Here is a 23,521-nt window from a genome sequence, read left to right on the forward strand (position 1 = left end):
TGTACAATTAAGCTTCTGATGGTTCTCCACTCTCTATCTTATCATACTCCCGCGGTAACATAGCCATAAATGCACCAAGCGCACTGCTGACAAACGCATCCTTGCGTGTAATAAAACGAGTCATCATGTGGCTGATGCCGGAAGGGAGCGAATGTTTGCGAAGGCTGCCATTTTCAATTTGCTGCCGAATTACAATCTCCGGTAACAGAGAAATCCCCATACCCGATGCTACGCCACTGATAATCGCTTCCAATGTACCGAATTCCATAATCACCGGACGGTTTACCCCACTTAAGAGCAGCCACTCCTCTAACGTTTGTCGGTAGGAGCATCCCATGCTGTAGACAAGGATCGGCTTACGGGTAAGTTCATCTTCTGATCCCACACCCGAGGAAACTACAAATAGCTCTTCATCAAATACATCGATAGACTCGATATCAGGATGATCACAGGCACAGCCAATAAATGCTCCTTCCAATTCATACCCAATCACTTGATCAATAAGCATCTGCGAGTTGCCAGTAGCCAGTGACAAGGACACGTCGGGATACTGTTTATAGTATTTTGCAAAAAGCTCAGGTAAACGTACCGCTGCGGCAGTCTGTGTAGACCCTATTCGCAACGGCCCTGATGGTGTACTCGTCGCCCGAAGCGCCTTGGAAGCATCATTCAGCAAACCAATGATTTTATCCGCATAGGTCAGCAGCATCTCTCCGGCTGGAGATAACGTCATGCCTCGGTTATGACGAATGAACAACGTTGTACCCACTTCAGCTTCCAGATGCCGGATTCGTGCCGTTACGTTCGATTGCACATACCCCAGTTTAGAAGCAGCTTTGGTCAGGTTTCCTTCCTGTGCAACACACTGAAATATTCTAAGATCCCCGCTCTCCATGGTCCCTCCACTCTGACATCATTCAAAATGATATCCACTTCATTACCAATCATTATACTTCATGTGTAAACCGGACTACAATTCATGTAGATCCCAAACCAGTCAGCTGACTGGATGATGATAAGGAGTGTTCAGCATGACATACTGGAAAAATAGAGTTGCTTTGATCACTGGTGGTGGAACAGGTATAGGTCGTGCTGTAAGTCTGATGCTGGCTGAGCGCGGAGCGTTGGTTGCCGTTAACTATTCCCGCTCACGAGATGCAGCAAACGACACAGTTCAACATATTTTGGATGCAGGAGGTCATGCATTGGCCGTTCAAGCCAACGTTGCCGATGACCTTGATGTGCGGCGGATGGTCACTACAATAACTGAAACCCATGGCCCAATCACTGCGCTTGTGAATAACGCCGGAATCACTCATCATATCCCCCTGCACGATCTGGAATCAGTTACAGATGACGTCTGGGATGAACTAATTGATGTAAATGTGAAAGGCATGTTTCATTGTGCTCGTGCAGTGACGGAAGATATGAAGCGGGCTGGCGGTGGTTCTATCGTAAATCTGGGCAGCATCGCAGGCAGTACGGGTTCAGGCTCCTCCCTTCCTTACGCTGTCTCCAAAGCAGCCGTGCACGGTCTGACCTTATCACTTGCGCACGCTCTCTCACCACATATTCGGGTGAATGCTATCGTCCCTGGTGCAGTTGCTACAAGGTGGTGGGCTGGAAATGAGGATCGAATGCATCGTCTCGGTGGAGAGCTGTTGTTACAGAAAATTGCCTCGCCTGAGGACATCGCACACATGATCTGTGCCGCGCTAGAACAGCAATCCATGACCGGACAGCTGATTACTGTAGATAGCGGACAGACGTTATGAGCTCCAGTCATGATAGAGATACCCGGATCATCAAACCACTGAAATATACACTATTGATCATTTTGACAACGTTAATCATGGGAACTTCTTTTCCAGTTGGCAAGATCGGCATGGTATATGCCCCACCTTTCCTGCTCATGGGCATACGTTATGTACTGGCTGGTGGATTGATGGCCTGGTTCCTGCGTAAACGTCCTTTACCTACCGAGTGGCAGTCTTGGTTGAAAATAATCCTCATTGGCCTGTTCCAATCCGCAGGAGTGATGGGCTGCGCCTATTACAGCATGAACTGGATTACATCCGGTGAATCGGCCATTATTACGTTTACCAATCCGTTGCTGGTCATTATCCTCAGTGCTCTCTTATATAGAGTGACCTACCGTTACAGTCAGTGGATCGGTGTTCTGCTCGGTTTCGTGGGGATTATATTAACCTTTGGATGGCATGTGAGCTTTAGCCCTGGAACCTGGATTGGATTTGGCGGTGCGATCTCCTTTGCAGTATCGACATTGCTCATCAAACGCTGGGGCGATGGCTACGATACTTTTGTCTTAACCTCTTATCAGATGCTCGCGGGAGGGGCAGCGCTGCTTCTGCTGAGCGTATGGACTGAACAGCCTCACTTTATAGTGAATACCACCTCGGTTATGGTGCTGCTCTGGTTAACACTTGTTTGCTCCATCATCCAGTTCTCACTCTGGTTTTATCTGCTGCAGAATAGTGACCCCGCCCAAACCAGTTCGTATCTGTTTCTGGCACCGTTCTTTGGTGTATTGTCGAGTTGGATTTTGCTGGGAGAGCACGTTCAGTGGTTTGCATTGGCAGGAGGTTTACTCATTGGTGTCGGTATATTCCTGGTGAACCGTCGCTCGTCCAGAATGCGAAATAGCGTAACATAACTTGAACTTCCTCATCGTTCTTCCTTAGAAGATTAATCAATTCTCGCACAAAAACAAAAAAGGCATACGCTTATGAGACTTTCCCATAAACGTCATGCCTTTTGTTGTATAAGCATACTTTATCTAACCAAGCTCTGGCCAACCCTGAATGGTTACCGGCTCGCCGTCGGGATTATGTGTTGCAGCCGCATAGATCGGCAGTTCACCATCATGGAACAACCACAATTCATGCAAGGCCCGTGTACAACCAACGTACAACAGTTTCGCGTCACCCGCATTTGGCAAATAATGCTTCTGATCTACGTCTGCCACAATAACGGCATCAAACTCCAACCCTTTGGATAGATAGACAGGTAAAACGGAGTGTCCACCTGTGTACTGCTTTTTCCCACCATCGATCAGGTTTAGATCCCAGCCTGCGTCCTGAAGTTCACGATGAAGTTCCTCTGCTTCATGCAGTGTGCGGGTCAGGATGGAAACAGTTCGGTAGTCTTTGACCGTTAACACCTTCAAAGCCTCTTCAAGACTCGCGGTCCGACCTTCGCCTCCATAAGCTAATGTTCGAACCGGATCACCGCTCCTGAAAACAGGTATCGCCGTAATCCCACTCTTGACGCCACGTTCCAGAATCGTGTTCGCATAGTCGATAATTTCCATCGTCGAACGATAACTTCGGGTCAATGCAAAGTATGCATTCTGTTCCTCAGGAAATAGAGAACTCATCTCTTCCCACGCATGAACACCACGGTACTCATGAATCCCTTGGGACAAGTCACCCAGTATGGTGAAGGAATGTCCTTTGACGAACTGATCCAATAACGCCACATGGAATGGTGAAAAGTCCTGTGCTTCATCGATCACGACATGATCGAACCGCTCCGAACCCTCAATATCATGAACCAGTGTATGAATGTATACCAATGCAGGCAGATCCTCTTCACGGACGATATCCTGCTTCAGATCTGCTGCCGTTTGTTTCATGACTAGTTTTGGAATAAGCCCGCTGAGTGACGCTGGCACAGAACCACCCTTTGCAGCTTTAAACAGCTGTTTGTATAGCGTAAGCGGCTCATATTGAGGCCACTTTTTGGCATAGGCCTTCTCACGAGTGGATGCTTTTTTCTTGCGTTCTTTGCGCACAGCTTCTGGCATCGGTTTCTTGAGTTCCATCTCAATCCAGCGGTGAACTCGCGCCATGACCCGTTCTTTGCGTTTGGCTAGTGGATAATGCTTATATTCCTGACCGAACCAGTTCTCGATCTCCGTCTTGCTGAGCACCTTACCATCCCATGGATTGAAGTCCATATCCGGTACGGAATCTTCTTCCATGCCCGACAGCCATTCTCGAATAAGCTCCATAAAGCGGATGGATCCTTTGTAACGTCCAGGTACATCATCATTCAATTCAGGCCGAGCATCTGGAGTTTCAAACCATGTGTTCAATGTATCCGACGTATTCGCCAAAGGCATCTCCAGCCCCAGCAGGTTCATTGCCCAATCCGGGAATGTCCGCTGCTGAATGTCTCCTACACCGAGTTCCGGGAGCACATCCGAGATGTAATCCAGAAACATGTGGTTGGGTGCAAAAATAACCATTTTCTCCGCAGATACCTGCTCCTTGTACTGATACAGCAAAAAGGCAAGCCGATGCAGGGCAACCGTTGTTTTTCCGGATCCGGCCACACCCTGAATGATCAATGCGGTGTTTCTCGCCGCACGAATGATCAGATCCTGCTCCGCCTGAATTGTAGATACGATGTCACGGAGTTTGTTGTCCTTGTTCTCTCCCAGACGATAGACGAGAAATTCATCGGATACCGCTGGCTGGTCGCTGTCACGGTTATATGTATCCGCCACACGTTCCAATATCCGCTGCCGAATGACAACGTTTCGTTTCAGATATACGAGACCTTCAATAAGCCCTTCTGGGGCTTCATACGTAGCGGAGGCTTCGCCTCCCGTAAATGAGTAAAACAGGCTTGCGACAGGAGCACGCCAATCGATGACGAGCGGATGCTCTCCCACCTCTTCGCGGTCTACGCCGATTTTGCCAATATACAGCGGTTTCCGTGCACCACTGCCCTGCTCTTCGAAATCCAAGCGTCCGAAATAGGGTTGCTGCGCGCTCTTGGACAAGGCGGTGCGGCGCTCTTCGCGTCCAGCTTCCAGCACTTGTTCTGTGAAGTCGTGGCCGGTATACACCGGAATGTTCTGCAGCCGTTCCAGCTGACTGTCCACTTCCTCCATCGTTCGCTCTAACCTGTACTCTTCTTCTTGATAGGCACTTTGAAAGCTGTCTGACATGTTTCAGTTACCTCCTAAGAATATGTTTGCTCTGCATCGCCTAGATCTGGCAATACAAAAGGATACTTAATATATCACATAGGGCAATTGAAAGCCACATCCGTTTTGAAGGCTTACTTTTGTAAGGCATGAAGCTTATCTGAATTGATAATTAATGATGGCACTGACAAGCGCACAACAACCGAACAAAATAAACCACAAGGCCCACTTTTTTCTGGCCTGCCTGCGCCTGCTGTTCAATGCGCCGTAAATCCCGATTAGCAGTACGATGGTGGAAAAGCTAATTCCTACGATCCAACCAGCCATTATATCTGCCCCTTTGTTTTCAGTAAACACGATTAGTCTCACTTTTCCTGGCTTTTAGAAGAAAAGCTCCCCCTCTAATATCTATTTTGAATTCACTTTTTCCGATTTTGTGTATTAAATAGTTGCTGTCTCCATGAAGGGGAGTCAAATCAAAATCACTTTTTAATATTCCCGATCTTTTTTTAAGCAAAATTTCGAAACCTTCGTTATCCGGAATGGAAACCGCTACTTTTGCTCCTGTGGATACGGAATGCAAGCTCTCCGGCATCGTGAGACAATCCAGGTTCAATCCTCTGCCTGTAGTTGTATATTGCAAGTGACGGAATTCCCCCGTAATATCGATCTTGGCTGAAGTGGACTGAAGAATGAGTCTATCTGCACTAAGATGTTGTCCTTTTACTACGGATGCTACTGCGTGCAGTTCAAGCTCCTCCATCCTTCCTGCTAGATCTACATGACCTGAGGTGATGTTGCATCGACAGCGATTGGCCTGAAACGGATTCAACTGGAGTTGTCCTCCCGTGGAGTTTAAAAAAATAGTATCAAAGACCCGAGCGGGTAGATATATCTCCAATGCTGTTCTACCGGTATTTATTCCAACGAGGGCTCTCCTTTTTCTCCCGTCCGCAATGCTTAAGGTATTCCCTCGTATGTTAACTTGCATCAGTCTTCGCTTGGAAAACCACGCATCCGCATATTGCATGACGTGAATCAGTTCATCTACACTCGGAAGAACTCTGATATCTCCTGACAACCAATTTACCTGTATATCACAAATGGATTGATCAATGTCTATGCTCTTGCATAGGGTAAGCTCGCTACTTTTCATCATTTTTCCCTCTCTATTTCAAACAATCAGGTGTATCTTTATTCCGCCTCCGCATAGCCTCCCGTGCTGGCATGCCGATTCGAAATTCGCTGAATGAGCTGTTCACTTACGATATCCGCGCCCAAGAGCTTCATCATGTGCTGTAGAAACTTGAGTCTCTCCAATGTCTGTTCCTGATCTCTACCAAAAAGAAGGGGGTTAATCCAAATGTTGACGAGCAACATGAATATTTCTGCACATTCCAAAGGAAATTCGACTGATATGGATCCGTCCTCCTTGCCCTGTTCCATGATACCAGCAATAATTCGTGCATCCTTCAGAACACCTTTTCTGATCCCGCCAAGAACAAACTGCGGATTCTTGATCTGTGTGCTAAGAACCTGATCAATCGAATTGGACTGGATTTCAGGATCAACAATGATATTTTCCAAAATGCTGATGAGCTTCTGTCTGGCATTCGGAGCATGCGTGTTCTGGATGAGTTCCATGAACATATCCTCAGCCCGCCCAAGCTCCTTCTCCATCACTGCACTAAGGATATCCTCCTTGGACTTGAAATGATGATATATCGCACCTTTGGACATACCTAATTCATCTATAATGTCCTGAATACTCGTCTTTTCATATCCTTTTTCGGTAAACATCTGCGTTGAAACGGCCAATATCTGATCCAGTGTCTGTTCAGGGTATTTATTTCTAGCCATAAAATCCTCCTTATACATACCAACGGTCGGTATATATAATATAGAGTATGGTGGTCTTATTGTAAATATTATGAATTTAACAGAACGAGAAAAAGGATCTCCGTTGAAATACCTCATGGGTATAACGGAGACCCTGCATTAATGGGAATTACTCTTCGTTTTGCACTCTAGCTGCATTGCCTTCCTGTGCCACAAACTGCTTCTGTGCTAATTCACGGTATACCGGATGATTACTAATTAATTCCGCATGTGTTCCCGTTCCGGTAACGTGTCCATGCTCCAGTACAACAATCTGATCGGAATCCACAACTGTGGACAATCGGTGCGCGATCACGATTGTGGTTCTGCCCTCCATCAGATTGGACAAAGCCTGTTGTACTTCATACTCCGAGGTGCTGTCCAAACTGGATGTCGCTTCATCCAACATAAGAATATCCGGACTGCGCAGTAAAGCACGAGCAATAGCAATCCGCTGACGTTGGCCCCCAGATAACTTGATTCCCCTCTCGCCTACTTCCGTGTCATATCCCTGTGGCAGCTTGTCGATGAAGTCGGCAGAATAGGCCATCTCAGCAGCTCGTCGGATCTCATCCATCGTGGCCTCACGATCCAATCCGTACGTGATGTTGTCTTTGATCGTGCCCGCCATAAGCGGACTCTCCTGAGAGACATACCCGATCTTGCTGCGCCAGGAGGCCAAAGAATAATCCGTTATCGCTTGTCCTCCATATGAAATATGGCCTGAATCCGGCATATAGAACTGCTCCATCAAAGAGAACAGCGTTGATTTGCCGCTACCGCTTGGACCGACAATCGCCGTCACTTTGCGTGTAGGTACCGTCAGATTGATTCCGTGCAACACTTCCTCACCTGTAACATAGGAAAAGTGTACATCATGGAATGCAATCGTCTCATTTCCTTTTGGAGCTACCTTGGTACTGTCATGCGGCTCTTCCTCATCGGCAAGGATAGCTTGTATGCGCTCCGTTGCACCTACAACTTTTTGCAAACGGGAGTATAGCGTCGTGAATTGTCCCATTGGCATAATGACCTGGAACAACAGTAAAATGAACGCAACCAGTTCACCAGGCGACAGCAGTCCAGACGCTACGCGCATTCCCCCCACACCCAGAATAACGACCAACACCGCAGTCATGACAAATGTAAACAAGGGACCGATCAGAGCAAGGATGCGTGCTTCCTGCAAGCCAAAAGCAAACATTTTACGAATCCGGGAATCTCCTGCTTCCACTTCCTGTTTCTCCGTACCGTAGGCTTTGACTAATCGGATCTCGCCAATAACCTGACTAAGTACGGACGTAAGACCTGCCATCTCGTCCTGTTGCTTCTTGGAGATCTTGTACATTTTCTTACCGACTGGTAACAGAATCAACAGCGTAAGTGGCACCAGACTCAGAATAATGAGCGACATCACCCAATCCAAATAGAACAGTAACGCCACACCACCCACAACGGCAACGATGTTGGACACAAAGGAAACCAGATAGTCTGCGATCAATGTCATGATCTGGCTTGTATCATTCGTAATTCGGCTCATGGTATCGCCAGTGCGATTGCGATCGAAATACGGCATTCGCAGCGACAATACCTTGTTCCACAGCTTGGTGCGTAGCGTTGCGACCACGCGTTGTCCGGCGTAATTTAACATATAAATGCTGATGCCCGAGGCAATCGCCTGAATCACAAATGCCCCAAGCAATAACAAAATAACAGATTTGTTCAGTGCCGAAGTGGTTAGCCCATCAATCAGACCTTTGGTCATCAATGGCACGATCAGTCCGGCTGTTGTTTGAATTAAAGTTAAGATGAGGGCCAGAATCAGGATCAGTTTTGGCGGGTTCGTGGATGCGATAAGCTTGACGAAATCCTTAAATCCCTTTTTTCCTACCTTCGGTTCATTCTGCCCTGCTTGTTGCTGCTCTTCCATTCCCGTTCCTCCCGTTCTCCATCTGCTCACCAGAGATCATACGTATGAATTTACATGACGTTGCCTTTTCTTATTACAAAACGCCATGCAACACAAAATTGGCTAAAAAGAGGATGGAAATGCCATACATGACCACAGGCACCTGTTTACCTTGACCTGCTGCCAGTTTCGCTAGTGGATAGGCAATAAATCCAAACGCCATACCGTCCACGATGCTATATGTAAATGGAATCATGACCATGATCAGAAATGCTGGGAAAGCCTCTGTAAAGTCACCAAAGTCCATATCCTTCACACCTTGCACCATCAGTCCACCAATAATGATCAAAATGGGTGCAATCGCACTGTCTGGAATATAACCGAGCAGCGGGATGAAGAAGAAGGTCGCCCCAAACAAAACGGCTGTCACGAGCGGAGTTAACCCTGTGCGTCCACCTGCCGCAATCCCGGCTGTAGTCTCGGCTGCAGCAACTGGAGGACTACTTCCAAATATGCCTGCCAGCAAGGTACTAATCGATAGGGCGCGCAGACTACCTTTGAACCGCTCTGGACGACCAATCATCTGTGTCTGAGCGGTAATTAATCCGATATTTTCGAACACCACAATCAGCAGTAGCAAAAATACTGCAATCCAGAACGCTACATCAGCCAGCTTCATCAAAGACAACTCGCCAAACAAGCCGCCGTATTGACGCAGCGCATCCATCGCTGATACGGATTCACCCGGGTTCACTGCTCCAAGTACATAGGCAAGGCCTGTCCCGACCAGAATACTGATGAGAAGTCCACCCTGTACATTCCGTATAAATAAAATCAAGGCAAGCACCAGCGTAACGCAGGCTGTAATGACATTCGGATCATTGAAGTGCCCAATCGCGACAAACGTGGTCTGGTGTGCGATGACAATTCCACTTTTTTGCAAACCAATAAATGTGAGGAACAAACCAATCCCCACCGTAATCCCATGCTGCAGATTTTTCGGGATTGCTTCGCTGATCATTTTGTATAGTGACGTAAACGCAACAATGGCAAATAGTATACCTGTAACGGTTACAACGGCCAGCGCTTCTTGCCAGCTTAATTTCATCGAGTGTACAAGTGTATACGTGAAAAATGCATTAATCCCCATTCCAGGCACAACAATAATCGGTGATTTCCCGCCAAATGCCATGAGCAAACAACCTGCAATGGACGTCAGCAGGGTTCCAACCATGGCCGCCTGCAAGGGCATTCCGGCATCGGAAAGAATTGTAGCATTGACCATAACGATATAGACCACGGCAAAATAGGAAATGGCTCCCGCCACAATTTCCTTTTTCCATTGGTCTCCTGACTCCATGCCAAGACGTTTGGTCATCCATCCGTGTTTCATTTCGTTCTATTCCCCTCTCTCTATTTATAAATTCAACTAAAGAATGTTTACACTTGCCACTCCGATGACAGAATAACCTTCCGATCGCTGTTATCCCCAGATTTTTCTCATTTCCTTCTCCAAAGGGAAAATCCGGTGATAGCGTATGCTTCCGATGTAGCTTTCTTTCAGAAAGCTTTTAGGCGAATGCTTCGCTTCTCCAGCTTTTTTCTGTCCTCTCCGTTCTCGTGTAAAAAGTTAAGTTGAACCTATATGCCGCAAATCATTATGTATGTATCATCATTTCGCGCAGCAGTGAATATCATACACGGTTTTGACTTTGAAGTACATGACGTAACTCTGACATTTATCTAGGGATACAGTTCGGCTATCATGGATGATTGACGTCCGATTACTCTGACTTCGAAGTATGATCACACAAAAAAGCGCAGATGCCTTATCAGCATCCACGCTTCTTCAGTTGGCAGCAAGTTACTGCTGCTTGTTCTCTGCAATCTCTAACAAATCCTTAATCGCAACACTGACCATAATCAGTCCAGCTACCGGAGGCACAAAAGAGTTACTCGCAGGTGGCTGTTTAGCCTTACGAATTTCCGGAGCATTCTCGGGAACGATTTTTTGTGTTACGTCCTCACGCGGTTTCATCGGCTTTTCAGTCGAGAAAACCACTTTCACGCCTTTTTTGATGCCGTCTTTACGAAGTGTGGTACGCACAACACGGGCAATCGGGTCCATGGTCGTTTTCGAAATATCTGCAACCTGGAATTTCGTCGGGTCCATTTTATTCGCCGCACCCATACTGGAAATCATCGGAATTTTACGTTTGAGGCACTCTTTAATGAGATGGATTTTGTAGATAATCGTGTCGGATGCATCCAGCACATAATCCAGTTCATATTTGAACAATTCCTCATACGTTTCTTCCGTGTAAAACATATTCAGGGCAATTGCATCACATTCCGGATTGATCAGTTTCACACGTTCCACCATCAGATCCGCTTTTTTCTGCCCTACTGTCGTGGTCAGAGCATGAATCTGGCGGTTAATGTTGGTGATGTCCACTACGTCTTTATCAATCAGGATGATGCGACCTACACCGCTGCGGGCAAGAGCTTCTACAGCAATACCACCTACGCCGCCAATACCGAGCACGGCTACTGTACTATTCTTCAATGTGTTCAGACCTTCAGGTCCGATCGCAAGTTCTGTTCTTGAAAATTGATGGAGCATTGAGAATCGATGCCTCCTTTATTTCTTTTCCGCTACCGGTTTACGGGCTACACGGATGTGAAGTTGTTCCAATTGAGAATCATCCACTTCGGAAGGTGCATTCATGAGCAGATCCGTTGCACTTGCCGTTTTCGGGAAGGCAATCGTTTCACGCAGATTCGTGCGACCCGCCAGCAACATCACAAGACGGTCCAGACCAAAGGCAATACCACCATGCGGTGGAGTTCCATATTCGAATGCTTCCAACAGATAGCCGAATTTCTCATTCGCTACTTCTGGTGAGAGTCCAAGGGCAGCAAACATTTTCTCCTGAACATCACGTTTGTAGATACGCATCGAACCGCCACCTACTTCATAACCATTCAGAACAAGGTCATAGGCTTGAGCGCGGATTGCACCCGGATCTGTGTCGAACAGATGTATATCTTCGTCTTTTGGACGTGTGAACGGATGGTGCTCTGCCACATAACGCTTGGCATCTTCATCATATCCGAGGAGTGGGAAGTCCACAACCCATGCAAATTTGAATTTGCTGTCATCAATCAGTCCGAGTTGACGGCCGATTTTCAGACGCAATGCGCCCAGAACGTCAGCAACCACTTTTTTGGTGTCTGCGGAGAAGAGCAACAAGTCTCCATCTTCAGCACCAGTACGTTCTTTGACAGCTTCGATCTCTTCAGGCGTGAAGAACTTCACGATTGGCCCTTTGAATTCCCCGTCTTTCACTTGAATCCAAGCCAGACCTTTCGCACCGTAACGTGCAGCAAATGGTCCGAGATCATCGATCTCTTTACGGCTCCATGTACCACAGCCTTTGGCGTTCAGCACTTTCACTTCTCCACCTTTTTCGATGACAGAAGCAAATACTTTAACCCCACTGTTGGCTACGATATCGTTCATTTCAACCAATTCCATGCCAAAACGCAGATCTGGTTTGTCTGAACCGTATTTACCCATCGCATCCGCATACGTAATCCGTTGGAAAGGCAGTTCCAACTCAATACCTTTCGTTTCACGCAGCAATTTGGCCATCAATTCTTCCATCATTGGCAGCAGGTCATCCTGTTGCAGGAAGGAAGTCTCGATGTCGACTTGAGTGAATTCTGGTTGACGGTCTGCACGCAGATCCTCATCCCGGAAACAACGAGCGATCTGATAATAACGCTCAACGCCACCCACCATCAGCAATTGTTTGTAGATTTGTGGGGATTGTGGCAAGGCGAAGAATTCACCTTCATGCACACGGCTCGGTACGAGATAATCACGCGCACCTTCCGGGGAACTCTTGGTCAGAATTGGTGTTTCCACTTCAACAAACTCTTCTCCATCCAGGTAGTCACGGAACACTTTGGATGCTTTGGAACGCAGTTTCAGTGTTTCGAACATTTCCGGACGACGCAGGTCCAGGTAACGATATTTCAAACGAAGGGATTCGTCGACTTCGACACCATCTTCGATGAAGAATGGTGGTGTTTTTGCCGCGTTCAGCACTTCGATTTCAGTGATTTGAACTTCAATTTCACCAGTAGGCAGGTTTTTGTTAACTGTTTCTGCATCACGTTTAACGACTTTACCCGTTACAGCGATAACATACTCGCTACGTACGCGATCTGCGATTTGCAGAGCTTCGCCGGAGTAAGCCGGGTTAAAGACAACTTGTACAATTCCGCTGCGATCACGCAGGTCGATGAAGAGTACGCCCCCCAAGTCACGGCGGGTCTGAACCCAACCGTTCAATGTTACTGTTTCACCGATATGTGCGGGTGTTAATGCGCCGCAATGATGACTTCTTTTCATAACCAAACTCCTCATTATGTGAATTTCCGTTCTGTGTGGGCAGTTAGTGCCTGCCCTTCAACAGTCCGGTTACGTGTAGACCATGTATTCGAAAAGGCATGTTACCTCTGGCCCACCAACTCCCGATTAGTCGAAAGCGTCGGAACCTCAGTAATGTTGCCGGATCAATTGCTTTACTTGAATGTTTAAGACTTAATGTAACACTTCGTGCTTATTTACTTTCGCGTATAGCCGCTACCAGATCATCCAGCTTCACAGTTTGTTGTTCACCCGTATCCATCGACTTGAGGGCGATCTCACCACGCTCCAACTCGTCATCACCAAGGATGGCAGTGTAGCGGGATTTGAAGCGGTCTGCTGATTTCATCTGTGCTTTCATCTTACGGCCCAGATAATCACGTTCACCAGACAGTCCAGACTGACGAAGTTTGAACAACAGACGGTTCACTTCACGATCAGCTGCCTCTCCCAGAGCAACAAAGTACACATCCAGTGGAGCCAGTGTAGTAACTTCAATGTTTTGGTGCTCCAGAATCAGTTGAATGCGCTCCAGGCCAATACCGAAACCGATACCTGGCTGATCAGGTCCGCCGATATCCCCAACGAGACCATTGTATCGACCGCCACCACCAACCGTATCAATTGCTCCAATACCTTGGGCTTTTAATTCAAAAGCAGTCAGTGTGTAGTAATCCAAGCCACGTACCAGACGATTATTCACAGCATAATCTACTCCGAAATCATCCAGGTATGACTGCAGCTTGGCAAAGTGATTCAAAGACTCTTCATCCAGGCTATCCAGTATGGACGGTGCCCCTGCGAATTTGTCCTGATCGACTTTGCAGTCAAGTACACGCAGTGGATTGCGCTCCATGCGGGACTGGCAGTCCTTGCATAGACTGTCTTTCATCGGTCTGAGGAACCCAAGTAATGTCTCGCGGTATTCTGCACGGCTGGTTGAGTTACCCACGGAGTTGATCTCCACTTTGACATCCTTCAAGCCGAGCTCTACGCACAACTGGTAGCCCAGTGCGATCACTTCCGCATCAATCGCCGGGTCCAGCGCACCGATGGCTTCTACACCAAACTGGTGGAACTGACGCTGACGGCCTGCCTGTGGACGCTCATACCGGAACATCGGACCGATGTAATAGAGCTTGCTCACATCTGGTTCACCATAGATTTTGTTCTCTACATACGCACGGACAACACCTGCTGTTCCCTCCGGACGAAGAGTCATGCTGCGATTGCCTTTGTCGTCAAAGGTATACATTTCTTTCTCAACAATATCCGTAGTCTCTCCTACACCGCGTACAAATAAAGAAGTCTGTTCGAAGATCGGTGTACGAATCTCACGGTAATTAAACCGTCGACATAGATCTCGTGCTTTTTCTTCTACATACTGCCACTTCTCGACAACTCCAGGCAGTAAGTCCTGCGTTCCTGTCGGTTTTTGAAAAGCCATCTTGATCCCTCCAGCATTGATTTTCTCTATATAACAAAAAAATCCCTCGCCCTGTCTGCTATGTATAGCAAACAAAGGGACGAGAGATTGTGTAATATACATTCACCCGTGGTACCACCCACATTCCGGAACCCTGACACTTTAGCCGTTCAGGTTCTTCTGATGATCAGGATTGTCAAACTCCCCTGGATCAAGCAGATATTCCGCTCTACGTGTAACGCACGTCCTGCGCAGGCCAGCTACTGTCAACAGATCAACTCTGCTGTGTTCGCTGTCTGTTCTCGGGGAAGTCATTCGTCCGCTCATCAAGAGAATCCTTACAGCCTGGGGATTCCTCTCTGGTCATGTGGGCACGGAGTACTTGGTCCCGTCATCAAATCAATAATATAGTTCAAGAAACGACTTTAATTGACTATAGTCAACGTATTATTTTCTGATTGTAATGAACCGCAGTACTAAAGTCAAGGGTTAACACGAAAAGACAGCACAAAAAAATTACCCATAACGCTTTACGGAATGAATAGTCTACAGAAATCACTGCTAATAGAAGTTGGATTTCTCCAATGAATCCCAACCTCCATAGCTTCATAACTCTATTGTTTCAGCATCCACTTCAGCAAATCCGGCGCGCTTGCCCATAGACGGGAGTGCATAATGACATACTCAATCGCTTCGTTAGAGTCGCCCCTTCCGACAAAATCAGGGAGGTTATGCGGCAGCCTCTTCAAACCCAGCAGGTAATCAGGCACATGCTTGTTCACACCCCGGGCCGCACGGTACAGCATGTTGAGCTGGGAGGTAATTCCGTTCTTCTTATACTCCAGAATGATCTGGTCATAAGCAAAGGCAGTAGCAGCTTCACCTTTTCCATACTTCTTGAGCAATTGTTCTGCCTGCTTCAATTGGTTGTTGTACAAATAGACAGCTGCGAGCAGGTAACGCGCTCCGGTATTATCTTCCGTATTAAGCTCTAGAATACGCTCCAAGATTTGTGCCGCTTCTTTGGCATCTCCGCCAAACCAGCAGGATTCGGCATAGCTTTTGCATATCCGGATATAGGGACGAGTCTCATGAAGCCCCCAGAAGTGCCCTTTGTTCTTCTCAAAAAATAGTTCGCCCAGTTCGCGTTCGCCAGCAGCGATTCCGGCCTTGAGGTAAGCTCGTGCATCTTGCTCATTGTCCGATTCCTCAGCCAAAATAAGATACGCATCAGAGCTGTCAGGATACATCTCCAGCGCCGTTTCCGCCAGTTGTACTCTCCGTTTGGAAGAACTGGCTTCCATCGCCTTATGCAGTAGAGCCTGTGCTTTATCCTTCGATGTGCCTGGGCCGTTCAGCATCATCAGCTCGTCCGTTTCGCCGCCCATACCGTATTCTTCGATGTAAGTAACCATCTCCTTAATCTTCCGGGAGATCGTTCCTGCCGTTACCTCATATTTAGAGGCCAGATCAGCCTTCAAGACATTGAAGCCGTATTCCTCGGACAGCAAATACTCAATTGCAGCACAGAACGACCCTGTCTTCTTCACAGTAGGGCGGGTCTGGCGAGAATACCCGTTCCATAGCACCAGAGCTTCCAAAATCAGCTCCGGTTCATATTGGCCCTTCATGCTCTCAATAAGTTGCAGAGCTAACTGTTCATGAGTCGGATGCTCCCATTTCAGTTCGCTCGCCACCATCTTTTTCAGCTTGGTCAAGGTCAGCTTGCTCTCAGGCTGAGCCGAGGTTTCCTGAACAGGCTGCTCCGTTGATATCAGTTGCAGTATGGATTCTACCGCAGTGGCCTCCTTGCCCAGACAGCATTTCTTATATTTTTTCCCGCTTCCGCATGGGCATCTATCATTTCTTCCAACCTTACTCAAAACTAATTCCCCCTTAAATCTGTCACCAGCCATTCGAATGAGGACACTGTTGCTATAGTATGATAGGTGTCATTTCTCAAACGAGGCATTCTATATAACTTACAATTGTTCTTGAACATACTGATGTCTATGAATAAAATCGGCTTTAGATTATTCAAAATCCATTTCTCTATTCTAGCAAAAATTTATATAAAGGGGGAAGATTCGCTACAGTTCCCCCAAAACATATACATTCTCACCCCAAAAAAATAGCCTGCACACGGTGTGCAGGCTCAAAGGATATATAAAAAAAGGGGGTCATGTGTGTTATTATAAGCCCACTATGTTAAAGGCTTGTGTAACTAATATTACAGTAATATTACAAAAATGATAGCGCTTTATAATTATGTTTTTTTAATATACCTCATGATTAAAAAGCCCTTGCACATCGCTCGACTCTATAGTCAAGCAGTGCAAGGGCCAAGAAGTATCTACACGTTAATTCAACTCTTCCACATAGGCATGGTTGGAACGAAGCTTATGAACAATCTCGTCATAGTCCTCATCCCTTACTTTGGCAGACAGAACATAATGCAGATCATCATAATCGGCCGAGGACACGTCCGCAGCATCCAGCATGTCACCATCCTCATTCACTCTGTCACGAGAATCCCGTTCTGCATCACGGTCCACATTGGCTACCACTGGGATCACATTTTCGCTGGCAGGAACACCTGGGGCCGCACCCACACCCATTGCCCCGTTGGTGCCTACACCACCTGCTGTATTATATGGCACCAATGGTACCATCACACGCGTGTCTCTACCTACGGCACTGTCGAGTTGACCTACTTCCAAATGCTCTGTACGGAACGTCTGAAGAGATGTTCTTGCACCTTCTGCCTCGTCTTCGGTTCGAAAATACGCCTGAATATGTTTTGTCATGTCAAACCCTCCTTTTTCGGAATAAAATGCAACGCGAACTCTGTAAGCTTCACGATGTAACGTAGTAAGATACATCCATGTATGTGAGTTAAACTTGGTTAAGTTAAATAACTTTTAACAGTTCACGCACAAACGCGGGCTCATCTTCAGGCGTTCGGGATGTAATATAATTTCCATCCACTACAGCCTCATGATCTTTGAACTCTGCTCCTGCGTTCACCATGTCATCTTTAAGTGGCGGATAGGACGTAATGGTTCGTCCTTTCAACAGATCGGCACTCGCCAGAATCTGAGGACCGTGACAGATCGCTGCGATTGGTTTCTTCGCACTGTTGATCTCGGTAACGAACTTCAGAATGTTTGCATCACTCCGCAAATTCTCAGGGGAAGATCCACCAGGAATCACGACTGCATCATAATCTGAAGAGGATACATCAGCGATCGCCTTATCTGTAGTATAGGAGGCCTTTCCTCCCTTACCTTTAAGGGTCTCACCGGCTTTTAATCCGATAATCTCCACTTCGTGACCAGCTTTCTTCACTTCATCATACGGAACTTGCATCTCCGAATCTTCAAAGTCATTCGCCAATAAAAAAGCAACTTTACTCATAACGTATGTTCTCCTTTCCGTGTTCGAACTTTCTTTAGGAATCGGGTCTTGCAGTACATTGGCACTTCGTTGTGCCTCATTTTGTTATTACCCTCACCAGAGCAATTTATAAACAACTCCATTTGTATTCATTGTTGCTAATTGCAAAAGTTAAGGCTAGAAAACAATTAATACACAACAAAAAGCCCTGATTCGATAATGAACCAGGACTTTTTTATATCTGTGTAAACATTCAAGATCGCGGAAGATGATTTTGCTTCCCTTTGTCCGAATCCTGAAGTGCCCAGATCGTTGCAACACATTCAGCAGCCGCACGGGCAAGGTGTAATGATTCATACAGGCTTCCAGGGAATACCAAAGGTTCCGTACGCGTACGTGTTTCTTTCGCAGATTGGCGCATAATAGGGTGGATACTCCTTTGATTAATAAGTAGTCATCAACGAATTATCCTTATTATGGCCTCAACTCCATGATATTATGCACGCGGTTCCTGACGAACCGGGCTTTCAAGCATCAAAGTCACAGGTCCCCAGTTGGTAAACGTTACATCCATCATCGCTCCGAAACGGCCGGTTTCAACCCGAATACCTTTCTCACGCAACAGTTGATTAAACGTTTCATACAACAGTTCTGCCGCTTCGGGTCGGGCCGCAGCCGCAAAGCTCGGACGTTTCCCTTTACGACAATCGCCGTACAGGGTGAACTGGGAAACAGACAGTACAGCACCGCCTACATCAAGCAGACTGAGGTTCATCTTCTCCTGCTCATCCTCAAAAATCCGTAACCCACTAATTTTGTCAGCCAGATACTGAGCATCCTTCTCGGTGTCCTCGTGGGTAATGCCCACGAGCAACATTAATCCAGATTCAATCTTACCTGTCAGCTCGTCTCCCACGGTAACCTGAGCCTCTTTACAGCGTTGTACAAGCACCCTCATGTTACAGGCTCCTTACTGCATAATCCGATGCACCGAATAGACATCTTTCACCCGTTTAATCCGTTCTACAACGGATTGCAGATGATCCGTATTACGAATCAGAATGGTCACGTGCACCAATGCTAATTTATTTTTATCTGTCCGTCCCGTGACGGCAGAAATATTTGTTTTACTTTCAGAAACAGCCTGAAGCACCTCATTGAGCAACCCATTGCGATCATGACCTGTAATCTCAATATCTACACTGTAGTTGGCTTCAATATTCTCTTCCCACTCGACCTCGATAACACGAGCTGCTTCTTCTCCATCTGCACTTGACGGGATATTCGGACAGTCACTCCGGTGAACAGAAACGCCACGTCCCCGTGTAACATAACCGATGATATCATCCCCAGGTACAGGATTACAGCACCGTGCAAAACGAACAAGCAAGTTATCAATGCCTTTGACACGAATGCCATTGGTTGGACGATTTTTGCGTTCAGGGGCAGGTTTAAGCTCGCGCATCTCGGAATTTAATTCCAGCAAACTGGACTCTTCCTGCTCTTTGCGCAATTTCTCGGTTGCTTTGGTCACGATCTGTGCAGCGGTAATTCCACCGAATCCAACAGCCGCAAGCATATCCTCGATATCGTTAAAGGCATATTTTTTGGCAGCTTCCATCAACTTGTCATCGGTCATCCACGCAGAAGGATCAAGCCCCATGCGTTTCAGTTCACGCTCACAGCTCTCCCGACCTTTTTCAACGTTTTCTTCACGGCGTTCCTTCTTGAACCATTGCTTAATCTTCGCTCGTGCATGAGAAGATTTCGCAATTTTCATCCAGTCCTGGCTCGGTCCGTAAGAATGTTTGGACGTCAAAATTTCGATGATATCGCCTGTCTTCAGATGGTAATCAAGCGGAACAATTCGACCATTCACTTTGGCACCAATGGTGCGATTACCAACTTCCGTATGGATTCGGTAAGCAAAATCCAATGGAACCGAGCCAATCGGTAATTCGATGACTTCTCCTTTTGGCGTAAATACAAATACCAGATCCGAGAAGAAATCCATTTTGAGCGATTCTACGAATTCTGACGCATCCTGTGCTTCGTTTTGAAGTTCAAGTATTTCGCGGAAGAACGTAATTTTGTCTTCAAAATGATTTCCATTCGCAGCACCTTCTTTGTAGGCCCAGTGAGCAGCGATACCAAATTCAGCAGTCCGGTGCATATCCCATGTCCGAATCTGAACTTCCGTTGGTTCACCATTGGGACCGACTACCGTTGTATGCAGCGATTGATACATATTCGCCTTAGGCATTGCAATATAGTCCTTAAAGCGACCAGGCATCGGTTTCCATAGCGTGTGTATAATGCCCAAGGTAGCATAACAATCCTTGATATTATCCACAATAATACGGATGGCAAGCAGGTCATAAATTTCGTTAAACTGCTTGTTTTTGGTTGTCATTTTCTTGAACACGCTGTAGATATGTTTCGGACGTCCCGAAAGGTCTGCCTGAATTCCCATCTCATCGAGCTTGTTCGTAATTCCGTCCATAACCGTATCAATATATTGCTCACGTTCCGCACGCTTTTTGTGCATCAGGTTTGCAATTCGGTAGTACTGCTGCGGATTCAAATAACGGAGGGCGATGTCCTCCATTTCCCATTTGATTGCAGAGATACCCAACCGGTTCGCAATCGGACAGAAAATCTCCAGCGTCTCATAAGAGATCCGGCGCTGGCTTTCTTCCGACTGAAACTTGAGTGTCCGCATATTGTGCAGACGGTCGGCCAATTTAATCACGATGACACGGATGTCCTGCGCCATGGCGATGAACATTTTGCGGTAGTTCTCGTTCTGCTGTTCTTCCTTGGAGCGAAACTGAATACGTTCCAGCTTCGTCAAGCCGTCAACAAGCATGGCACACGTATTGCCGAAATGATTGCGGATCTCTTCAAGTGAAACTGTAGTATCCTCTACTACATCATGAAGAAGCGCTGCTATTATAGAGATGGTGTCCATCTGCATGTTCACAACAATGTCGGCAACCGCAAGCGGATGCAGAATATACGGTTCTCCCGATTTTCGCGTCTGTCCATGGTGGGCCTGATCAGCAAATTCGTAAGCTTCTCGTATGCGCACCAGATCGGGTTCTTTGATATATGCCCCGGCCTTCTCGAGTAATTGCTCTATGCCCATTCTGATCTGTTCCGTGTCCTTTCTATACCAAATGGAACCCGTGACAATGTCTCAACACAGGTTCCCCGTAAAAGTAATTTCCTATAATTATGACGCTTCGCCCGTTTCCCGTCAACTACTGACGAATAAGAGTACTTATCCAATTTTTATATTGATGATCCGTATTACTTCTAAGTGGTTCCCCTACGAACGACAAGTGATTGAATATGTTTCTTAATTCTTATGTATTATTGCCGTTATTTGCTGAAATAGAAGGAAATTTCATGAAAATATAAATTTTATCGCGCTGCTACGTCAAAAATGTTATTGCTTAATTAAGAGAAACTCTGTAATCTATTGAAAGTTTGTGTTTCGGAAAAGGAGATGAAATTCATTGCAACGCGAAATTCAGGTTAATCAAAAGATGCCACTCGGCTCAGGTTCGCTGCTTAGCCTTCAGCATTTGTTCGCCATGTTTGGCAGCACGGTGCTTGTACCGAACCTGTTCGGTGTCGACCCTAGTATGATATTGCTGATGAACGGAATTGGAACCCTGTTGTACATACTGATGTGTAAAGGAAAAATCCCCGCCTATTTGGGTTCCAGCTTTGCTTTTATTGCTCCTGTCACATCAGTGTTAAAAACACATCCAGAGAACGGCTACTCGATGGCTCTTGGCGCCTTTATCATAACAGGTATTGTTTTCTGTCTAGTAGCTCTCATTGTGAAATATGTCGGAACAGGATGGATTAATGTGGTATTCCCACCGGCAGTTATGGGTGCCATCGTTGCTTTGATCGGTCTGGAGCTTGTACCTGTTGCAGCTGGTATGGCCGGATTGATTAATTCCGATCCGGTAGCTAATCCCAACTGGGTTCCTCAGGCGAAACCTATTATACTCTCCATGGCCACGCTCGGGATCACTGTCATTGGTGCCGTAACATTTCGTGGATTCCCCAAAATCATTCATATTCTAATCGGTATTGTAGTGGGTTATATCCTTGGTTATTCTATGGGTCTGGTTGATAAACAGGCTATTGGAAACGCTGATTTCCTCTCACTACCAACCGTGACTACACCTACATTTGACTGGTCTGTTGTCTTCACCATTTTGCCTGTAGCGCTTGTGGTTATCGTAGAACATATTGGACATTTACTCGTAACAAGCAGCATTGTAGGCAAAGATCTATCCAAAGACCCTGGCCTCCATCGTTCCCTGCTTGGTAACGGCGTATCCACCATACTGTCCGGGTTTGTAGGATCAACCCCGAATACAACCTATGGTGAGAACATCGGTGTTATGGCTCTGACTCGGGTATACTCCACATATGTTATTGGAGGCGCAGCGGTTATTGCAATTGTACTCTCCTTCTCAGGAACATTCTCGGCGCTTGTAGCCAACATTCCTGTACCCGTTATGGGCGGCGTATCCCTGCTTCTGTTCGGGGTAATTGCGGCATCCGGTCTGCGTATTCTGGTTGAACAGAAAGTCGACTTTGCCAAACCAACCAATCTGATTCTCACTACACTTGTACTGGTCATCGGACTGAGTGGTACAGAAGTTATTTTCTACGGCGTTCATCTAAAGGGGATGGCACTCGCAACCATCGTTGGAATCCTGATGAGCTTGTTGTTCAAGTTGTTTGAAGTGCTGGGTTGGTTGAATGAAGACTCCAGAAAACAGCCTATCACTGAAAAAACACCTGATTAATTCAATAACATACACATCAAAAAGCCTGTTCTCCCTAACCTTTACGGTTGGAAGAACAGGCTTTTTGATAATCATTAATGCTGTATATTATTTCCCGGGAAACGGGGAAAGCAATTCATGTTTCATCACAGCAGTGCATATGGAGATTTAAGCTTAATAGTTCATCAATGTGAATACATCGATTTCAGGCAATTTAGAACGACCGTTCAGATCAGACAGCTCGATCAGGAAGGCAGCACCAACAACTTTTCCGCCCAATTGTTCAATCAAATTGATGGAAGTAGCAATCGTCCCACCCGTTGCGAGCAGATCATCTGCGATCAGGACATTTTGACCTTTCTCAATCGCATCTGTGTGCATAGCGAGTGTATCCTTGCCATACTCGAGATCATAACCGACTTCAATCGTCTCTCCAGGCAGTTTTCCACTTTTGCGAATCGGAGCAAAGCCGACACCAAGAGCGTACGCCAGAGGGGCGCCCACAACGAAACCACGTGCTTCAGGTCCAGCAATGACGTCAATTTTGAGATCAGAAACCATCACTTTCAGTTCATTGATCGCATTGCGGTACATTTCTCCATCTTTCAACAATGTCGTAATGTCCTTAAAGCTGATTCCCGGTTGTGGAAAGTCAGGGATGACACGAATATAATCTTTAAAATCCAAAATAATCTCCTCC

General features: G+C 46.6%; 21 protein-coding genes. 3 read left to right on the plus strand and 18 right to left on the minus strand.

Annotated features, from left to right (window positions below):
- Positions 1 to 7: 7 nt before the first annotated feature.
- Complete coding sequence (locus FS628_RS17875; RefSeq protein ID WP_145323991.1) at positions 8 to 895, minus strand: LysR family transcriptional regulator; 888 nt, start codon at positions 893 to 895, stop codon at positions 8 to 10.
- A gap of 136 nt (positions 896 to 1,031) precedes the next feature.
- On the opposite strand from FS628_RS17875, the gene FS628_RS17880 reads away from it, so the two are divergent.
- Both FS628_RS17880 and FS628_RS17885 read left to right on the plus strand, forming a co-directional pair.
- Positions 1,032 to 1,775: an SDR family NAD(P)-dependent oxidoreductase gene (locus FS628_RS17880; protein WP_145323993.1), complete on the plus strand. Its 744-nt coding sequence runs from the start codon at positions 1,032 to 1,034 to the stop codon at positions 1,773 to 1,775.
- Entirely contained in the window at positions 1,772 to 2,674 is a 903-nt protein-coding gene (locus FS628_RS17885; protein WP_145323995.1) for a DMT family transporter, read from the plus strand. The genes FS628_RS17880 and FS628_RS17885 overlap by 4 nt, the downstream gene beginning before the upstream one ends.
- A gap of 123 nt (positions 2,675 to 2,797) precedes the next feature.
- Here FS628_RS17885 and FS628_RS17890 read toward each other — a convergent pair whose 3' ends face one another.
- From FS628_RS17890 to FS628_RS17950, 16 genes are all read right to left on the minus strand, one after another.
- A complete protein-coding gene (locus FS628_RS17890) occupies positions 2,798 to 4,978 on the minus strand; it encodes a HelD family protein (protein WP_145323997.1) in 2,181 nt (726 codons plus the stop codon).
- Between the two features lie 135 nt (positions 4,979 to 5,113).
- Entirely contained in the window at positions 5,114 to 5,284 is a 171-nt protein-coding gene (locus tag FS628_RS31415) for a hypothetical protein (protein WP_186327850.1), read from the minus strand.
- 19 nt (positions 5,285 to 5,303) lie between these two features.
- Positions 5,304 to 6,116 carry a DUF4097 family beta strand repeat-containing protein gene (locus FS628_RS17895; RefSeq protein ID WP_145323999.1) on the minus strand — a complete coding sequence of 271 codons (813 nt, stop codon included), beginning with the start codon at positions 6,114 to 6,116 and terminating at the stop codon, positions 5,304 to 5,306.
- Between the two features lie 35 nt (positions 6,117 to 6,151).
- The gene (locus FS628_RS17900) at positions 6,152 to 6,817 is read right to left on the minus strand and encodes a TetR/AcrR family transcriptional regulator (RefSeq protein WP_145324001.1); all 666 of its coding nucleotides are present in this window, start codon (positions 6,815 to 6,817) and stop codon (positions 6,152 to 6,154) included.
- A gap of 148 nt (positions 6,818 to 6,965) precedes the next feature.
- On the minus strand, positions 6,966 to 8,765 hold the full coding sequence (locus FS628_RS17905; RefSeq protein WP_145324003.1) for an ABC transporter ATP-binding protein: 1,800 nt from the start codon (positions 8,763 to 8,765) through the stop codon (positions 6,966 to 6,968).
- 73 nt (positions 8,766 to 8,838) lie between these two features.
- Positions 8,839 to 10,137 carry an NCS2 family permease gene (locus tag FS628_RS17910; RefSeq protein ID WP_145324005.1) on the minus strand — a complete coding sequence of 433 codons (1,299 nt, stop codon included), beginning with the start codon at positions 10,135 to 10,137 and terminating at the stop codon, positions 8,839 to 8,841.
- Positions 10,138 to 10,608: 471 nt separating this feature from the next.
- Entirely contained in the window at positions 10,609 to 11,367 is a 759-nt protein-coding gene (locus tag FS628_RS17915) for a tRNA threonylcarbamoyladenosine dehydratase (RefSeq protein WP_145324006.1), read from the minus strand.
- Between the two features lie 18 nt (positions 11,368 to 11,385).
- Positions 11,386 to 13,164 (minus strand): aspartate--tRNA ligase, encoded by a 1,779-nt coding sequence (gene aspS / locus FS628_RS17920; RefSeq protein ID WP_145324008.1) that lies wholly within the window; start codon positions 13,162 to 13,164, stop codon positions 11,386 to 11,388.
- A 211-nt stretch (positions 13,165 to 13,375) separates the two neighbouring features.
- Complete coding sequence (hisS, locus tag FS628_RS17925) at positions 13,376 to 14,629, minus strand: histidine--tRNA ligase (protein ID WP_145324010.1); 1,254 nt, start codon at positions 14,627 to 14,629, stop codon at positions 13,376 to 13,378.
- Between the two features lie 141 nt (positions 14,630 to 14,770).
- On the minus strand, positions 14,771 to 14,935 hold the full coding sequence (locus tag FS628_RS31420; RefSeq protein ID WP_186327851.1) for a hypothetical protein: 165 nt from the start codon (positions 14,933 to 14,935) through the stop codon (positions 14,771 to 14,773).
- Positions 14,936 to 15,222: 287 nt separating this feature from the next.
- On the minus strand, positions 15,223 to 16,491 hold the full coding sequence (locus tag FS628_RS17930; RefSeq protein ID WP_145324012.1) for an SEC-C metal-binding domain-containing protein: 1,269 nt from the start codon (positions 16,489 to 16,491) through the stop codon (positions 15,223 to 15,225).
- Positions 16,492 to 16,968: 477 nt separating this feature from the next.
- Complete coding sequence (locus FS628_RS17935) at positions 16,969 to 17,415, minus strand: hypothetical protein (RefSeq protein WP_145324014.1); 447 nt, start codon at positions 17,413 to 17,415, stop codon at positions 16,969 to 16,971.
- A gap of 103 nt (positions 17,416 to 17,518) precedes the next feature.
- The gene (locus tag FS628_RS17940) at positions 17,519 to 18,025 is read right to left on the minus strand and encodes a type 1 glutamine amidotransferase domain-containing protein (RefSeq protein WP_145324016.1); all 507 of its coding nucleotides are present in this window, start codon (positions 18,023 to 18,025) and stop codon (positions 17,519 to 17,521) included.
- Positions 18,026 to 18,257: 232 nt separating this feature from the next.
- A complete protein-coding gene (locus FS628_RS31425) occupies positions 18,258 to 18,425 on the minus strand; it encodes a hypothetical protein (protein ID WP_186327852.1) in 168 nt (55 codons plus the stop codon).
- A 75-nt stretch (positions 18,426 to 18,500) separates the two neighbouring features.
- Positions 18,501 to 18,962, minus strand: coding sequence for a D-aminoacyl-tRNA deacylase (gene dtd / locus FS628_RS17945; RefSeq protein ID WP_145324018.1), 462 nt, complete (start codon positions 18,960 to 18,962; stop codon positions 18,501 to 18,503).
- A 12-nt stretch (positions 18,963 to 18,974) separates the two neighbouring features.
- A complete protein-coding gene (locus FS628_RS17950) occupies positions 18,975 to 21,152 on the minus strand; it encodes a RelA/SpoT family protein (protein WP_145324020.1) in 2,178 nt (725 codons plus the stop codon).
- A gap of 373 nt (positions 21,153 to 21,525) precedes the next feature.
- On the opposite strand from FS628_RS17950, the gene uraA reads away from it, so the two are divergent.
- On the plus strand, positions 21,526 to 22,842 hold the full coding sequence (gene uraA / locus FS628_RS17955) for a uracil permease (protein WP_145324022.1): 1,317 nt from the start codon (positions 21,526 to 21,528) through the stop codon (positions 22,840 to 22,842).
- 153 nt (positions 22,843 to 22,995) lie between these two features.
- Here uraA and FS628_RS17960 read toward each other — a convergent pair whose 3' ends face one another.
- Positions 22,996 to 23,508, minus strand: a complete 513-nt coding sequence (locus tag FS628_RS17960; protein WP_145324024.1) for an adenine phosphoribosyltransferase — start codon at positions 23,506 to 23,508, stop codon at positions 22,996 to 22,998.
- Positions 23,509 to 23,521: the final 13 nt, after the last annotated feature.

The sequence above is a fragment of the Paenibacillus xylanexedens genome, from assembly GCF_007676705.1.
GTDB lineage: Bacteria > Bacillota > Bacilli > Paenibacillales > Paenibacillaceae > Paenibacillus > Paenibacillus xylanexedens_C.

Excerpts from the sequence above, each read along its gene's own strand:
- FS628_RS17875 (WP_145323991.1), bottom strand. The coding sequence starts at position 895 with ATGGAGAGCGGGGATCTTAGAATATTTCAGTGTGTTGCACAGGAAGGA.
- FS628_RS17880 (WP_145323993.1), top strand. The coding sequence starts at position 1,032 with ATGACATACTGGAAAAATAGAGTTGCTTTGATCACTGGTGGTGGAACA.
- FS628_RS17885 (WP_145323995.1), top strand. The coding sequence starts at position 1,772 with ATGAGCTCCAGTCATGATAGAGATACCCGGATCATCAAACCACTGAAA.
- FS628_RS17890 (WP_145323997.1), bottom strand. The coding sequence starts at position 4,978 with ATGTCAGACAGCTTTCAAAGTGCCTATCAAGAAGAAGAGTACAGGTTA.
- FS628_RS31415 (WP_186327850.1), bottom strand. The coding sequence starts at position 5,284 with ATGGCTGGTTGGATCGTAGGAATTAGCTTTTCCACCATCGTACTGCTA.
- FS628_RS17895 (WP_145323999.1), bottom strand. The coding sequence starts at position 6,116 with ATGATGAAAAGTAGCGAGCTTACCCTATGCAAGAGCATAGACATTGAT.
- FS628_RS17900 (WP_145324001.1), bottom strand. The coding sequence starts at position 6,817 with ATGGCTAGAAATAAATACCCTGAACAGACACTGGATCAGATATTGGCC.
- FS628_RS17905 (WP_145324003.1), bottom strand. The coding sequence starts at position 8,765 with ATGGAAGAGCAGCAACAAGCAGGGCAGAATGAACCGAAGGTAGGAAAA.
- FS628_RS17910 (WP_145324005.1), bottom strand. The coding sequence starts at position 10,137 with ATGAAACACGGATGGATGACCAAACGTCTTGGCATGGAGTCAGGAGAC.
- FS628_RS17915 (WP_145324006.1), bottom strand. The coding sequence starts at position 11,367 with ATGCTCCATCAATTTTCAAGAACAGAACTTGCGATCGGACCTGAAGGT.
- aspS (WP_145324008.1), bottom strand. The coding sequence starts at position 13,164 with ATGAAAAGAAGTCATCATTGCGGCGCATTAACACCCGCACATATCGGT.
- hisS (WP_145324010.1), bottom strand. The coding sequence starts at position 14,629 with ATGGCTTTTCAAAAACCGACAGGAACGCAGGACTTACTGCCTGGAGTT.
- FS628_RS31420 (WP_186327851.1), bottom strand. The coding sequence starts at position 14,935 with ATGAGCGGACGAATGACTTCCCCGAGAACAGACAGCGAACACAGCAGA.
- FS628_RS17935 (WP_145324014.1), bottom strand. The coding sequence starts at position 17,415 with ATGACAAAACATATTCAGGCGTATTTTCGAACCGAAGACGAGGCAGAA.
- FS628_RS17940 (WP_145324016.1), bottom strand. The coding sequence starts at position 18,025 with ATGAGTAAAGTTGCTTTTTTATTGGCGAATGACTTTGAAGATTCGGAG.
- FS628_RS31425 (WP_186327852.1), bottom strand. The coding sequence starts at position 18,425 with ATGCGCCAATCTGCGAAAGAAACACGTACGCGTACGGAACCTTTGGTA.
- dtd (WP_145324018.1), bottom strand. The coding sequence starts at position 18,962 with ATGAGGGTGCTTGTACAACGCTGTAAAGAGGCTCAGGTTACCGTGGGA.
- FS628_RS17950 (WP_145324020.1), bottom strand. The coding sequence starts at position 21,152 with ATGGGCATAGAGCAATTACTCGAGAAGGCCGGGGCATATATCAAAGAA.